This window comes from Lachnospiraceae bacterium oral taxon 500, from assembly GCA_002999035.1.
Classification (GTDB): Bacteria; Bacillota; Clostridia; order Lachnospirales; family Vallitaleaceae; genus W11650.
In genome coordinates this window covers 903,553-918,343 of sequence record CP027241.1, presented here as the reverse complement: position 1 = coordinate 918,343, position 14,791 = coordinate 903,553, and the positions used below count along the sequence as shown (strand labels likewise).

The window sequence follows — 14,791 nt, the reverse complement described above, 5'->3', positions numbered from 1 at the left end:
ACAAATCGTGCGGATGGTGAGCCGGCGGCAAAAACCGGCGGCGGGCTGCCGTATTTGGACAGAGGCTGGCTGAAACGAAAGGGTGCTAAAGAAATGTCAATCTATAAGAAGATTAAAAAAAATATTGAAGATGAAATAAAGGTCATCACGGATCGAGACCCGGCCATTAAAAGCCGGGCGGAGATTCTTTTATATCCCAGTCTGCATGCCCTTTTGCATTACCGGCTGGCACATTATTTCTACCGGCGGAGACTCTTTTTTCTAGCACGGTTGATTTCGGTGTGGAGTGCCCGGCGAACCGGGATTGAGATTCATCCGGGGGCCAGAATCGGCAAGGGCCTGTTTATTGACCACGGACATGGCGTCGTCATCGGCGAAACAGCGGTGATTGGGAATAATGTTACCATTTATCAGGGCGTTACTCTGGGCGGAACCGGCAAGGAATGGAAAAAGAGGCATCCGACGATTGAAGATAATGTGATGATCAGTGCCGGAGCTAAAATATTGGGTTCTTTTACGGTCGGCCATGATTCTAAGATCGGAGCCGGGGCGGTTGTGCTGCATCCGGTGCCGCCGTATTCAACGGTGGTCGGGATTCCCGGCCGGGTAGTAAAAAACCGGGTTCATCAAGCTCCCAAAGATACGCTAAATCAGGTTGATTTGCCCGATCCTATTCGGCGTGAAATCTGCAAGCTGAAACTGCGGATGCGCTATGTGGAGCACCGAGCCGGAGGCCTGAGCAAAGAAGATTTGGACTATTTATATCAGGAATGCTGTGAGGGAGATCATAAATGCTTATAATTTATAATACGCTGTCCAAGAAAGAGGAAGTTTTTCAGCCGATAGAGCCCGGCAAGGTAAAAATGTATGTCTGCGGGCCGACGGTTTATGATTTGATGCATATCGGCAATGCCAGGCCGGTAGTGGTTTTCGACACGGTGCACCGCTTCTTGCGTTACAGCGGCTATGACGTTGCTTTTGTTCAAAATTATACCGATATTGATGATAAAATCATTGCCCGGGCAAATCAGGCAGGCGTGAGTTCGGCCGAATACGCGGAAAGCATGATTGCCGAGATGGAAAAAGATTATGCGGGGCTAAGTACCCTGCCGATGATTCATCCCCGTGCGACCGAGGAAATCGGCGGCATTATCCGAATGATTACCGAGCTGATTGAGAAGGGCTATGCCTATGAGCAAGGGGGCTCCGTCTTTTTTATGCCCCAGAAGTTTGATGAGTACGGCAAGCTGTCGGGCAAAAAACTGGAAGAACTGGAAGCGGGCAGTCGGGTCGAGGTTGACGAACAAAAGCGCAGTCCCTTTGATTTTGTGCTGTGGAAGCCGAAAAAAGAAGGCGAGCCGTACTGGAGTTCACCCTGGAGTGACGGCCGGCCAGGCTGGCATATTGAATGTTCGGAAATGGCCCGCCGCTATTTAGGCGAAACGATTGATATTCATGCCGGTGGCGTGGATTTGATTTTTCCGCATCACGAAAATGAGATTGCGCAGTCCGAGTGTGCCAGCGGCCGGGAGTTTGCCCGCTATTTTATGCACAACGGTTTTATCAATGTCGACAATAAGAAAATGAGCAAATCGGAGGGTAATTTCTTCACGGTGCGGCAGATTGCAGCGGAGTACCCCTATTCGGTGATTCGCTTTTTACTGCTGTCAGCCCATTACCGCAAGCCTTTAAACTTCAGCCGCCAGCTGATGGAAGCGGCGGTGCAGAGTTTGACCCGGTTAAGCAATGCGTATAACCGGTTAAAAGAGCTGACCAGCGGAGAAATGCCACAGGGCAGCGAAAACAGCGATTTTTCTGCTTTTCCGGAGTTGAACCAAATCAAGCAGGACTTTATCCGAGCGATGGAAGCGGATTTTAATACGCCGGATGCTATTACGGCTTTCTTTGAGCTGAGTCGGCTGAGTAATACCGCCGTTAGCGAAGAAACGCCGGCCCCCGAAAAACTGGCATATTTACGTCTGTTTGCGGAGTTCGGCTTTGTGCTGGGACTGGATTTACAGGCGGAAAAGGTTTTGCTGGATGCTGAAATTCAGCAAAAAATTGAAGAGCGGCAAAATGCCCGCAAAGCCAAGGATTTTGCTAAGGCCGATCAAATTCGGCAGGAGCTTTTGCAGCAGGGAATTGTGCTGGAAGACACGCGGGAAGGCGTTAAATATAAGCGCATCCGTGCGGGCGAAAAGGATAGAGATTAATGTGCGGAAGCCGTAAACCGGCAAGCTGCCGGTATTTTCTGAAAGGAATGAGAAATAAAGTTTTTAGTGTGCAGAAAGAATGGAAAGGGCAATGTGCCGGTTCGATGAGGATAGAAGAAGTTTATGGATATTTTTGCTGATTTTTTGGCGCGGCTGCAAATTGTACCCAAGGATATTAAAACCTATTCTCCTTTAAGTCTGGCCTATTTGGGGGACAATATTTTTGACCTGTTCCTGCGCTATATGGTGGTGGCTGAGGGCAATGCCCAGGCGCACCGTTATCATGAGCGGGTAACGGCCTATGTCAAAGCCGGAGGGCAGGCAGCCTTTTATGAAAAGATTAAAGCGGAGTTGACCGAAGAAGAACAAACCATTTTTAAACGCGGCCGGAATGCCAAGACTCTTCATGTGCCGAAGCATTCCAGCCCGGAGGAATATGCGGTCGCCACCGGCGTGGAAACATTGCTGGGCTATCTTTTTTTAAAGGGCGAAATGGAGAGATTAAGCGTGTTAATGGCCAAAGGGGTATCTTGATATGACAAAGCAGACAAAGCGTCTGATCACCGGCACGATGATTTTATCGTTTTCCGGGCTTTTCGTTAAACTAATCAATATTTTATATAAGTTGCCGCTGACCAATCTGGTTGGCATCAAAACGATGGGTTATTTTAATACCGTTTATTCGATTTATTTGGTGCTGACGGCGGCGTTGTTGACCGGGATTCCGGCCACGATTTCCAAATTAGTGGCCGAGGAGCGGGAAGCGGGCAATTACCGCCGGGCGCATCAGGTTTTTCAAACCGGTTTTTGGCTGGCGGCGGCACTGGGACTGGTTGTCAGCATTGCCTTTGTTTTTTTGCCGGCTTGGGCCGGCGCTTTTGCCTGGGAGCCGGAAACGCGCTATGTCCTATGGGGACTGGCGCTGTCGCCTTTTTTAATCGGTATTTCCGGAGCGATTCGCGGCTATTTTCAAGGCATGCAGAATATGCTGCCGACGGCGGTCAGCCAAATTATTGAAAACACGGGCAAAGCCGCCATCGGGGTGGGATTGGTTTCTTTTTTGATGAAGCGCGGTCAGCCCGACTATATCAGCGTCAGCGGTGCGGCAGTGGGGATTTCGGTTAGTTTTGTGGCGGTTACCCTCTATTTGCTTAGGCAGTACCAGCGGCAGCGACCGAATTTTTCGCAAAAGGCGGATAGCGGTGCGGCAGCCGGACAGGGTAGTGCCGCTTTACTCCGAAAGATGGTTTGGATTGCGGCGCCAATTACGATTTCTTCGGCTATGATATCGATTATGGGCTTTATTGATTCGAGTACCATCTATCACTTATTTGCCGCTTTGGGCGATTCGGCCGAAAACGCGCGCATGGCACTGAGCAGCGTAACGACGGCGCAAACGGTAATTAATGTGCCGCTGGCGGTCAGCGCCGCCCTGGCGGTCAGTATTTTGCCGGCGGTGGCAGTGGCCGGAGTCCGCCGCGATCAGGCGGAAATGAATGACAAAATCAACATGGGTTTGCAGTTGGTGATGAAAATGGGACTGCCGGCGATGGTTGGCATTTTTTTACTGGCCGAGCCGATTTTGCGGCTGCTGTACTACAAGGAGAGGATTCCCGGCGGTTTATTGCAGCTATACAGCATTTGTATGCTGGTTATGATTTTGGCGCAAAGCGTCAGCAGTATATTACAGGGCCTATCCGGCTATTACAAGACTCTCTTGGCGGTGCTGGCGGCGGCGGTCTTTAAGCTGGCCGGCAATATCGTGTTTTTAAAAGCGGGACTGGGGGCGGCAGCGCTTATTTGGGCGTCTATCCTTTATTTTATGGTTATTTTGGGGATGAATGCTTTCTTTTTAAAAAAGGAAACCGGACTGAACCTGAATTACGGATTGATTCTTTGGCGTCCGCTGGCAGCTTCGGCCGGGATGGGAGCGGTCGCCCGGCTGGTTTATACGGCGGTGATGGCCGTCTGCGCTAAAAATGCCGCAGCGGTGCTGCTGGCGGTAGCGGCGGCGGTGCCGGTGTACAGCCTGTTGATGCTGAAGCTGCGCGGGTTTACGGCGGAAGAAATTTTGATTTTGCCCAGAGGCGGGCGAATTTTAAAGTACCTGCAAAGCCGGGGCTGGGTTGAGTAAATAACGGCTGAAAATCCAAATGAGCGGCACCGCGGCTGGCAGATACCGCGGAAAAGCCAAGTTTTGGGCAGAGCCGCGCCAAAAGCGGAGTTACAAAAGAGTAGCCGAATAGGGATAAACAGAGGATTTTTGACAATTGTATCGTAAATACAGAATCGAGAAAAAAATGGGAAAAAGCTATAATAAAAACGGGAAAAACAGCAAGCGACCCTATGTTTCGCCAAGAGATGGCAGTCTGTGGCTGGGCGGGTATCATGCCGCGGCTGAGAAATTAAAAGCCGGCGGCGAAGTGAGGGAGCTTCTTTTGCAGGCGGGCAGCCGGAACGAGGAGCTGGAAGCCTTAGCGGCGGCAGCGGGGGTGCCGGTTCGATATTTGGAGAAAGAGGAACTTGACCGCTACTGCCCGGAGAAGCATCAGGGAGTGGTGGCGATTGCCGGAGCGTATCAATATGCGCGGCTGGATGACATTTTAGCGGCAGCGGCGCAAAAGGGTGAGCCGCCCTTTGTCATTTTGTTAGACCAGATTACCGATCCGCATAATCTGGGGGCGATCATTCGGACGGCGCATCAGGCGGGCTGTCATGGGGTAATTGTACCGGAACGGCGGTCGGCGCCGCTGACGGAAACGGTGGCTAAGACCAGTGCTGGAGCGATTGAATATCTGCCGGTGGCGCAGGTGACTAACATAAACCAAACCATTGATTATTTAAAAAAGCAGGGCTTGTGGATTGCCGGTGCCGATATGGACGGCCAGATCATGTATCAGGCCGATTTAAAGGGGGCGCTCGGTCTTGTCATTGGCAGTGAGGGGGATGGGCTTTCCCGCCTGACCAGAGAAAAATGTGATTTTATCGTATCGGTGCCGATGTTTGGCCGGATTGATTCGTTAAACGCCTCGGTTTCAGCGGGTGTTCTGATTTATGAAGCCGTCCGCCAGCGCCGGGGGTTTTAAGACGGCCGCCTTAAAAGCATGGCAAATGCGGGCCGGGCAGGTGATCCTGTCGATAGCTTTCGGTTGGCAATGGGCAGGAGATAGTTATGCAAAAACACCAATTCCGGCAGGAGATAAGGGTGGACATGGCACTTGGCAGATAAGAGGAAGCAATAACAGAAAGGGCAAGTATGAAAGATTACTCCAATTTGACCGATGAAGAAATCCTGAACTTAATCAGCAGCGGCGACAATGAGGCGATGGACTATTTATTCAGCCGCTATAAACCGCTGGTTGAGAAAAAATCCCGGTCGTATTTTATCAACGGCGGCAGCCGTGAGGATTTGACCCAGGAAGGAATGATTGGCCTGTTTAAAGCGATTCGGGATTTTCAGGCCCAGAAAAATATTGCCTTTTTCCCTTTTGCGGAACTATGTATTACCCGTCAGATTATTACGGCGGTTAAGCGCTCGGCTCGCAAAAAGCATGGGCCGTTAAATAATTATATTTCCCTGAATAAACCGGCGTTTGACTTTGAAGAAGAGGAAAGTGATGAGGATATGCTGGTTTATGTTCCGGCCGGCCGGTTGGAGGATCCGGAAAACTTGATTATCGGGCAGGAGGAGAGTGCCCGGATTAAAGAGGAACTGCTCGGCAAATTGAGCGAGCTGGAAAAACAGGTCCTGCAGCTGCATTTAAACGGCGTTAATTATAAAGAAGTGGCTGGGATTTTGCAGCGGCCGGTTAAGTCAATCGACAATGCCTTGCAGCGCATTAAGAAAAAGGCGGAAGAAGTTGTCCGCAGTGAATGGAATTAGACGGCAAGGCTTTTAAAACTGGATAAGAAGGAGGGAGCGGTTTATGAAAAGAATTGCTTTTATCGGTACGGGTATTATGGGCAAATCCATGCTGCGCAATCTGCGCAAAGCCGGTTACGAGGTCGGCATGTATGTCCGGCACCGGGAGAAGGCAGCGGACTTAATTGCCGAAGGAGTGCCCTGCTATGACAGCATTCGGGACTGTGTCAAAGAAGCGGAGGCGGTGATTACCATTGTCGGCTATCCGGCCGATGTGGAGGAAGTATATTTCGGGCCGGCCGGAATTTTGGCGAATGTAAAACCGGGCACTTATGTGATTGATATGACCACGTCCAGCCCGAAGCTGGCGGAAAAAATTTATGCGCAGGCAAAGGAACTGGGCGTTCACGCCTTGGATGCGCCGGTGACCGGCGGTGATACCGGTGCCCGTGAGGGAATGCTTTCTATTTTGGCGGGCGGCGACCGGGCCGATTTTGATGAGTGTTATCCACTGTTTGCGGCTATGGGCAGCAATATCAATTATCAGGGGACGGCCGGTAAGGGGCAGCATACCAAGATGGTCAATCAAATTATCATTGCCGGGACGATTTCCGGCGTATGCGAAGCGCTGAGTTATGCCTGTGCCAAAGATTTGGATTTACCGACGGTGCTGCGCTCCATCGGCAGCGGCGCGGCCGGCAGCCGGCAATTAGAGAGTTTAGCGCCCCGGATTTTGGCAGGTGATTTTGCGCCGGGCTTTTTTATCAAGCATTTTATTAAAGACATGAAATTAGCCCGGGAAGAAGCGGCGGCGGCCGGACTTGACCTAAGTGTGCTGGAATTGGTACTGCAGCATTATGAGGGGATGGCGGCGGAAGGAATGGGCGATTTGGGAACGCAGGCGCTGTTTCGCTATTATCACGATAATCAGGAGCAGAAATAGGCAGGAAAATACAGGCGGTAATGACGAGGAGCAAAAACGTTACCGCTTAGACAAGTGAATAACCAGTGTGGGCGATAAGCAAATATCCCGGCAGCACCGGATATGCCTTAGGAGAGTAAGCCCTCTCCCGGTCTATCAGGCATTACCGGCTGCTTGCCTGAACTGTAAACCAGCAAAAGAAAGGAAACGATGATGAAACAGGGACAACAAACCATGGCATTGCACGCCGGCTATACTCCGGGCAACGGGGAGCCGCGGGTACTGCCGATTTACCAGTCAACAACCTATACCTATGACAGTACCGAGCACATCGGCAAGCTCTTTGATTTAACGGCCAGCGGCCATATGTATTCGCGGCTGTCCAATCCGACGGTGGAAGCGGTGGAGAAAAAAATTGCCGCTTTAGAGAGCGGTGCGGCGGCGCTGTGTACCTCCTCCGGGCAGGCGGCAACGCTGTTGAGTTTATTAAACATTTTAAAGGCGGGCGATCATTTTATCAGCAGCACCAGCATTTACGGCGGAACAGTTAATTTATTTGCCGTTCGGTTAAAGCAGTTTGGAATTGAGTGCAGTTTTGTCGATTCTACGGCTTCGGCGGAAGAGTTAAAGGCGGCATTTCGACCAAATACCAAAGCGGTCTTTGCCGAAACCTTGGCGAATCCGGCTTTGATTATTTTGGATATTGAAAAATGGGCAGGAGTTGCGCATGAAATGGGTGTGCCGCTGATTATGGACAATACTTTGGCCACACCGGCGCTGTGCCGTCCGATTGAGCATGGGGCCGATATTGTGGTGCATTCGACCACCAAGTATATGGATGGTCATGCCGTAGCGGTTGGCGGCGTGATTGTGGACAGCGGTAATTTTGACTGGAAAAACGGTAAGTTTCCTGAACTGACGGAAGCCGACCCGTCGTATCATGGCTTAAGCTACACCGAAAGTTTTGGCCGGCAGGCCTATATTGTCAAGGCCAGAGTCCAGCTGATGCGGGATTTCGGCGTTTATCCGCCGGCTTTGACGGCGTTTATTTTAAACTTAGGTTTGGAAACGCTGGTTCTGCGGATGAAGGCACATTCGGATAATGCGCTGGCGGTGGCTAAACTCCTGGCGGCATCCGATCAGATTGCCAAGGTAGCTTATCCCGGCTTGGAAACCGATTTCAGCCATGCTTTGCAGCAAAAATATATGCCGGCCGGTGCTTCGGGTGTAGTATCGTTTGATATGGCCGGCGGCCGGGCGGCGGCAGTTCGCTTTATTGATAGTTTGGAGCTGGTCAGCAATGAAGTGCATGTGGCTGATATTCGGTCCTGTATTTTGCATCCGGCCAGTTCGACCCATCGTCAGCTTACGCCGGAGCAGCTGACAGCAGCCGGAATTTCCGAAGGTACGGTTCGGTTCTCGGTGGGGATTGAAAATATTGAAGATATTTTAGCGGATGTGAAAAACGCATTAACTAAACTTTAAACAGCAGCCGCCGGAACAGGGTGTCCGATCCGGCTTTAACCGGGCATTTGAAAGGGCAGGCGGACGGCTTGCCCTTTTCGGTAGAGTTAAGAAAGAATGAAAAGGAGTTTGCCATGCATTTAGATTTATTTCAGAAAAAAGAAGAGGCAATGATTAGCCTGCTGACGATAGAGGAAAGCTGGAAGGGTTTGCCGGATTTGGAACTGAGCAGTTTGAGTCCGGATCAGACAGCGGTTGTATTTGTCGATGTGATTGAGGGTTTTGTTAATCAAGGCCCGTTGGCGTCGGAGCGGGCGAAGGACATCATTGCACCGGTCAAACGCTTAAATGAGGAGGCGAAGGGCTTTCATAAAATTTATTTTCAGGATTGCCATACCAAAGACAGCGCCGAGTTTGGAGCTTATGTCCCGCACTGCCTGAAAGGCACGGCGGAAACGGAGCTGATCAGCGAATTGATACCGGAAGCGGATGGAAGAAGCCTGCAAATTGAAAAGAACTGCACCAACGGCTTTATGGCGCCCGGATTTCAAAGCTGGTTGGCCGCGCACCCTGAGGTGGTGAACTTTGTGCTGGCGGGATTGGTGACCGATATTTGCGTGATGACCTTTGCCTTAACACTGAAAAGTTATTTTAATGAAAAAAATATTGTTTCCCGGCTGATGCTTCCGCTGACGGCGGCGGAAACCTTTGATTTGCCGGCGACCAATCATCAGGCGGAGCTGATGAATACTTTTGCGGTCTATAATATGCAGATGAACGGCATTGAGATTTACAGGGATTTGGCCTGACAGTCGGCGCACAGGCCATAAAGCTCCAGCCGATGCTCGGAGATGGTAAAGCCCGCTTCAGCGGCGATTTGGGCGAAGGCGTCAAAGGGGCAGTAATGAATATCCAATACCTTGCCGCAGCTGGTACAGATGATATGGTGATGATGATGGCTGCTGGCGCACTTGAGTTTATACAGATTGACGCCTTTGTCGGTGGTGATTTTATACAGCATATTCAGCTGTTCCAGCGCTTCTAAGTTGCGGTAGATGGTGGACAGGTTGGCTTTGGGAAAAAGCGCCCTGGTCTTGGCGTACAGACTTTCAGCCGTCAGCATGGCATTTTGGTTTTCAACTAAAACTTGAGCAAAAGCCAGGCGCGGCTTGGTGATTTTATAGTCCGGTGATTTTACTTTGCTCCAAAATTCCTGAGTAGTCATGATATTCCCTCCGCTGAACCGGTTAAGTGGTTGCTTTTTTTGTTTGTTTCTGTTGTTATAATTCAACTTTTCCTCGGCCAAGCATTGTCCGTTTCTGCGCGGGCGGGTGACCTACCCCTGAGCGAAGTGCTGTGCACTTCTGTCCGGGCGGGCGTTCTGCCATAAAGAAACAGTTTTGGCGGAGCTGGGGAAGTTGAGTTATAATTTAGCGTATAAAATTTTGCCGGCTTCGTTTTTGGGGATTTCATTAATTGGCCGGCAGACAAAAGCGCCTTTATACAGCCCGGTCAGCTCCTGTAAAAAGCCTTGAATCTTCTCAGCGGGAAGCTCGCCGGTATGGCAAATGGTCATTTCATCATCACGGCCGATACAGGCAAATTCATGGCCGACAAATTTGGCAGCGCATTTGGCTTCGATTTCATCCAAATTAACTCGATTGCCGAAAATTTTAAGAAAACGTTTTTTTCGGCCGACAATCCGGTAAAAGCTGTCAGTATCCCGAACAGCCATATCGCCGGTGGCCAGTCGTCCTTTTCTTTCATCGCCCCGGCTTAAGTCTTCTGCCTGTTCGGCATAGCCCAAGGTTACATTGGGGCCGTAATAAATCAATTCACCGGCTGTTTCCGGCTGTTCAATTACAGTTTCTTCTTCATCAATCAGTTCAAATCGCCCGCCCGGAATGGCAATCCCCATACAGCCGATTTTAGCCAGCGCTTTTTCCGGCGGCAGGTAGGCCATTCGAGCCGTTGCCTCGGTTTGACCGTACATCACCACAAACTTTCGGCCGGTCTGCGCCGCATATTCGGTGAACTTCCGCTGTAATTCCTCTGACAGCTTGCCGCCGGCCTGCGTCATCATTTTTAAATCCGGTAAATCCATATTAAAAAAGCGAAGCCGATCCAGCATGGTATAGGTATACGGCACTCCGGCGACGGAGGTTGCTTTTTCCTGTCTTAAAAAATCCCAAAATTCCTTTTCAACAATAGATTTTTCCGTTAAAAGCACGGGCGCGCCCACCTGCAAATGGCTGTTGATGACCGATAAGCCGTAGGTATAGTGCATCGGTAAAGTAGTAATCGGGCGCTCGGCCGAGGAAAGATTTAGGTAATCAGCAATTGCTGCTGCATTGGATTCGATATTGCGGTAGCTTTGGCGGACTAATTTGGGGCTGCCGGTACTGCCGGAAGTGGTCAGCAGCAGCGCCAGGTCTTCATGCAGCCGATGTGGGTAGCGAAAGCCGGTTCTTAAAACAATATAATCCTCGATTCGCTGAATGACTGAATAATTCAGTTCCACCGGTAAAAGGCTTTCCTTCCCCAAAATAAAGTCCGGCTGATAAATCTGCAAAAGTGATCGCAGCAAATCCGGATGCAGAGCCGGTGAGAGCAGGAGCGGCACAATCTTATTCTGCAAAAGACTCAGGTACATTCCGACCGGGATTCGCTCATTGCGGGCAAACAAAAAAACCAAGCTTCGCTTAGGGATGCCTGCCCGAATCATATCATTCAATTTTTTAAAGTCCGATACGGTAAAGTCGATTCCTTTGTCATCCTTAAACAGCAACTCTGTTGGCGGCCGGAGCGTAAAATCATAAAAATTCATAGTCTTTGTCCTTTCTGCCGGAAAAGCGCGGCAGGTTTTATTCAAAAATACCGTCTCCTTCGGTCATTCGAATTGGCTGATTGGCGAAGCCATACAGCACCGCTTCGTTTTCCGGTGCCGGTTCAAACCCGGCTGCTGCTAAAAAAGTCTCATCAAAGCCAATTTGCCGGAAAGAAAGCCGACCGCATTGCTGCCGCGCCAGTTGCTCGGCGAAGGCAGCGGTCATTTCCGGAAGCAGGCTTTCCCGACCGGCATAATCAAACAAAATCAAGCTTGATTTAAGAGAATCTTTTTTTAAGACAACCAAACTTTCGGTACCTTTGTCTGTTTGAAAAGAAAAAGTTCGATATCCCAAAAATTGATTCTGCCAATACCGCCGGTAAAAGTAAGAAAAATCTTTTTCGACTGCGTTTTCAAAAACAATCTGCCCCTCGGTTAAGCATTTTTTCAGTTCGGCTGCCGCTGTTATTTCGGTCAATTCCTTATATTTAGAGGATTGAGTGTACCCCCCCCCGCGCAATATCCACTTCTGAAAGGGGTTGATCCATTTGGCAAAGGAACGGTGCGAGCGGAACGAACTCTCGACTGCGGTTGTTCCGCAAAAAAAACGGGCATTTAAATGCTTCAGCATTTCTCGCCGGAGCAAAAAGCCCAGCATGACCGGTCCGCTGTCTTTGGCATACCAAATTCCGGAAATAATATCCGGCGAATCCTTAGTATTGGCCGGATAATAACTGGATACCGCCAGCAACTCACCGCTGCTTTCGTCAGCTGCCAGCCAAAAATTAAGCATGTTATCATCCGCCTGAAATTCATTCAAAAAAAACTGCCGGTTTTCATAATACAGTTTTCGCCGGGGAAAGTTTACTCGTAAAAATTCTAAAATCGCGTCCGTATCCGCTGTCGTGGCTGTTCTCGTTTTAATATCTGCTGCCATAGTTACCTGCCTGCCGTAATCCGGCGTGAGAGGCTGCCAATCCAGTCATAACCGTCCCAAATCAAATCCAGTTCCAAAGAAGCACCGAACGGTACAATCCGGTCAACGCCAAGGAGACCCTCGGTAATGACCCAATCGGCCAACTCTTGCGGGTTAATTCCATAGTAGGTGATAGTTTGCGTGTTTTTACCAAGGATCGGTAAAAGCTCGTGATAAGAATGAATATTTGTTTCTGCAAACAAACCGAACTTGCCTCTGATTTCTGAAACCTGTGCCCGGATTTCTGCTAATTCCATAACATAAACATAATTGGCATAGCGCCGCAGCTTTTTGAGCGCCGGGTACTCCGCCGCATATTTACAGGCAAGGAGATATTTTTCACTGGCATGAATATCCTGAATTTCCCATTTTTTAGCAGCTTCGGCTACTGCCTGCCAAAATCGTTCTTTGACTGCTGCCAAAGTGTCCGCTGATAAGTCTGCTGTCAGCCAAGCAATGAGATGCGGCGATGAGCAGGCATTTTGGTCAATCAGATAGGTATCGTTATAAAAAGCATTTGCCAGTTTGGATAGTTCTGCATTGCCTATTGCCAAAAACTGCCCGGCATCAATCAGGGAAAAAGAATAGCGGTCGGCAAAGGTCAGTTCAACTGCCCGCGGCGGCAAGGGAGAACGGCGAATTTCAGCAATCGTCCGGTCGCCGCCCCAAATAATGCGGGCATCGCACTGTGCTGAAAAGTAATCCGTTATTTCTGAATCATGCTCATAAGACAGGACAATAATATTTTTTTCCAGCCTTGGATATTGACCGCTTGCCAGCAAGTGTTTTATATGACGGCAGACAATGTCTGTCTGCGGGAAATCCCGGCTGGAAACCCGGATAATATTGACATTACCGGCTAAAAGGCCGAATGCCAGAGAAAAAGCAAAATTAATCGGCACATTGGACGGCGCAATATGAAACGCTGTTCCCCGACCTATTGCCCGCAGCTCGGCCGGATAGTTAGCCTTATATTTTTGCAGATTGGTCCGCCGAATCCAAAAAGCAAAGGTGATAATATCCGGAAACGCCTTGGCTTCAGGGTCTTTCATCAAAACCTGCGACAACTCCTGCAGAAAATCGCAGACCGATGGTGCAAAAATTGCCAGCGGCCGTCCCAGTTCCAAATAATTGCCGGTATAATGTTTGATTTTATTTGCGTTCATAGGTATCGCTGCACCCCCTTACTTCGGCTTTTTGAATTCGGCCCAAGATTTTAAAGTATTTGCCTTTTCGGCCGCAGGGGCAATCATCCTCGCCCAGAATCATTCCTTCATCCTCTGTCAGGATATTATGTCCCGGATAGGACTGAGGAAGCAGGGAAATCAACTGAATCATTCCTTTTTCACCGATATCGCACAGTGAAAAATCCTTTGCCCGCCGAATTAAAATATCCGAATAGCTGCTGGTATGCATATGCCCATGTTCACAGGCCAAATAAATTGTCCCGGTTTGCTCGGCCATGCCGTAAAACTCATAAATTTGCTTTAAGCCGGTGGTTTCCAGCAGTCCTTCTCTAAATTGGCGGTCGGTAATATTGCGGTTTGCCAGCTTTTTCCAGCCGCCGCCATGCACCAAAGTCACATGAGAAAGGTCTAACCGGCGGCCTTGTTTTTTTAATTCTTCATACAAGTACTGCCAAATAATAAAGGTATAGCCAAAGGCAAAAATCGGCTGGTTATGGTATTTTTGCAAAAACTCCTCAATTTGTGCAATGTTTAGCTGCATATCGTCATCAAGAGCATAGAACTTGTCCCTGCCGAATAAGGAAAAACCTAAAATTCCGGCGCGACGGGCCGAAAAGAAGTTTCGTTCCTTAACAACCCTGGCTGTATCCAGAATGAGCATCGGCATTCGTTCCGCCGGCAGAAAATCCGCCATAATTTTGATTAAGGTTTTTTGCTGATTACGGGAAGTTTCCTCGTCCAGATAAACTTTGGATACAGCTTGTCCGGTTGTGCCCGATGAAGTCATAACTTTAAAAATCTGTTCTTCCGGTATGCTTTTTAAAGCCAGTTCTTTAAATAGCCGAATCGGGATGAAGGGACTGTCCTCATATTCCAGTTCTTTTTCCGGGGAAAAGTCCAAAAAATCTAAAATTCGCCCGTATTCCGGGCAATTCTCATAATGATACTGCACCAATTCCCGCAGCCGCCGGTTTAAAAGCGCTCTTTTCTGCGCTTTTTCCAAGGTGAAAGCCTCCTGCGCCAATACTGCCGAGTAATCCATTTGCTTTTCTCCTATATCTCCACTTCGTACTTTCTTAATAATTCTTTACCTTTGTCAAAAGAGTTTAAGGCGATGACATCATCCATATCCAGCATTACCGCAAAAGCATCCTCCAGCGCGGCAATCAGTTCCATATGTCCGACCGAATCCCAATTAGTTGTTTGCCCGTATTTTGCTTTTTTGGCGTCTTCAACTTCCAATTCGAAAGCTTCTGTAAAGGCATTGATATACTTTTCTTCGTTTGTCATTTTTCTCTCCTTTTTGTGTATAGTGCAGGCAAGAAGTTGGAATGACTTGC

At 49.3% G+C, this 14,791-nt stretch carries 15 protein-coding genes; 9 read left to right on the top strand and 6 right to left on the bottom strand.

Annotated elements, in window-relative coordinates; genetic code table 11:
* Positions 1–93 precede the first annotated feature (93 nt).
* The 9 genes from cysE (at position 94) to C3V36_04260 (ending at position 9,270) form a co-directional block, all read left to right on the top strand.
* A complete protein-coding gene (gene cysE / locus C3V36_04300) occupies positions 94–801 on the top strand; it encodes a serine O-acetyltransferase (protein ID AVM70434.1) in 708 nt (235 codons plus the stop codon).
* Positions 792–2,213 carry a cysteine--tRNA ligase gene (locus C3V36_04295; GenBank protein AVM68534.1) on the top strand — a complete coding sequence of 474 codons (1,422 nt, stop codon included), beginning with the start codon at positions 792–794 and terminating at the stop codon, positions 2,211–2,213. Before cysE ends, C3V36_04295 begins: the two co-directional genes overlap by 10 nt.
* 123 nt (positions 2,214–2,336) lie before the next feature.
* A complete protein-coding gene (locus C3V36_04290) occupies positions 2,337–2,747 on the top strand; it encodes a ribonuclease III (protein ID AVM68533.1) in 411 nt (136 codons plus the stop codon).
* Position 2,748: 1 nt separating this feature from the next.
* Entirely contained in the window at positions 2,749–4,347 is a 1,599-nt protein-coding gene (locus C3V36_04285) for a hypothetical protein (GenBank protein AVM68532.1), read from the top strand.
* A gap of 166 nt (positions 4,348–4,513) precedes the next feature.
* A complete protein-coding gene (locus C3V36_04280) occupies positions 4,514–5,299 on the top strand; it encodes a 23S rRNA (guanosine(2251)-2'-O)-methyltransferase RlmB (GenBank protein ID AVM68531.1) in 786 nt (261 codons plus the stop codon).
* A 170-nt stretch (positions 5,300–5,469) separates the two neighbouring features.
* Positions 5,470–6,096 (top strand): RNA polymerase sporulation sigma factor SigH, encoded by a 627-nt coding sequence (locus C3V36_04275; GenBank protein AVM68530.1) that lies wholly within the window; start codon positions 5,470–5,472, stop codon positions 6,094–6,096.
* A 43-nt stretch (positions 6,097–6,139) separates the two neighbouring features.
* Entirely contained in the window at positions 6,140–7,018 is an 879-nt protein-coding gene (locus C3V36_04270) for an oxidoreductase (protein ID AVM68529.1), read from the top strand.
* A 192-nt stretch (positions 7,019–7,210) separates the two neighbouring features.
* Positions 7,211–8,482 (top strand): O-acetylhomoserine aminocarboxypropyltransferase, encoded by a 1,272-nt coding sequence (locus C3V36_04265; protein ID AVM68528.1) that lies wholly within the window; start codon positions 7,211–7,213, stop codon positions 8,480–8,482.
* 20 nt (positions 8,483–8,502) lie between these two features.
* Positions 8,503–9,270 (top strand): cysteine hydrolase, encoded by a 768-nt coding sequence (locus C3V36_04260; GenBank protein ID AVM68527.1) that lies wholly within the window; start codon positions 8,503–8,505, stop codon positions 9,268–9,270.
* Here C3V36_04260 and C3V36_04255 read toward each other — a convergent pair.
* The 6 genes from C3V36_04255 to C3V36_04230 form a co-directional block, all read right to left on the bottom strand.
* On the bottom strand, positions 9,252–9,686 hold the full coding sequence (locus C3V36_04255) for a hypothetical protein (GenBank protein AVM68526.1): 435 nt from the start codon (positions 9,684–9,686) through the stop codon (positions 9,252–9,254). The genes C3V36_04260 and C3V36_04255 overlap by 19 nt on opposite strands.
* Positions 9,687–9,884: 198 nt before the next feature.
* Positions 9,885–11,288 carry an AMP-dependent synthetase gene (locus C3V36_04250; GenBank protein AVM70433.1) on the bottom strand — a complete coding sequence of 468 codons (1,404 nt, stop codon included), beginning with the start codon at positions 11,286–11,288 and terminating at the stop codon, positions 9,885–9,887.
* Positions 11,289–11,325: 37 nt separating this feature from the next.
* Entirely contained in the window at positions 11,326–12,225 is a 900-nt protein-coding gene (locus C3V36_04245; GenBank protein AVM68525.1) for a hypothetical protein, read from the bottom strand.
* 2 nt (positions 12,226–12,227) lie between these two features.
* Positions 12,228–13,430, bottom strand: coding sequence for a hypothetical protein (locus C3V36_04240; protein AVM68524.1), 1,203 nt, complete (start codon positions 13,428–13,430; stop codon positions 12,228–12,230).
* Positions 13,417–14,493, bottom strand: a complete 1,077-nt coding sequence (locus C3V36_04235; protein ID AVM68523.1) for an acyl-protein synthetase — start codon at positions 14,491–14,493, stop codon at positions 13,417–13,419. The genes C3V36_04240 and C3V36_04235 overlap by 14 nt, the downstream gene beginning before the upstream one ends.
* A gap of 11 nt (positions 14,494–14,504) precedes the next feature.
* The gene (locus C3V36_04230; protein ID AVM68522.1) at positions 14,505–14,741 is read right to left on the bottom strand and encodes an acyl carrier protein; all 237 of its coding nucleotides are present in this window, start codon (positions 14,739–14,741) and stop codon (positions 14,505–14,507) included.
* Between the last annotated feature and the right edge of the window lie 50 nt (positions 14,742–14,791).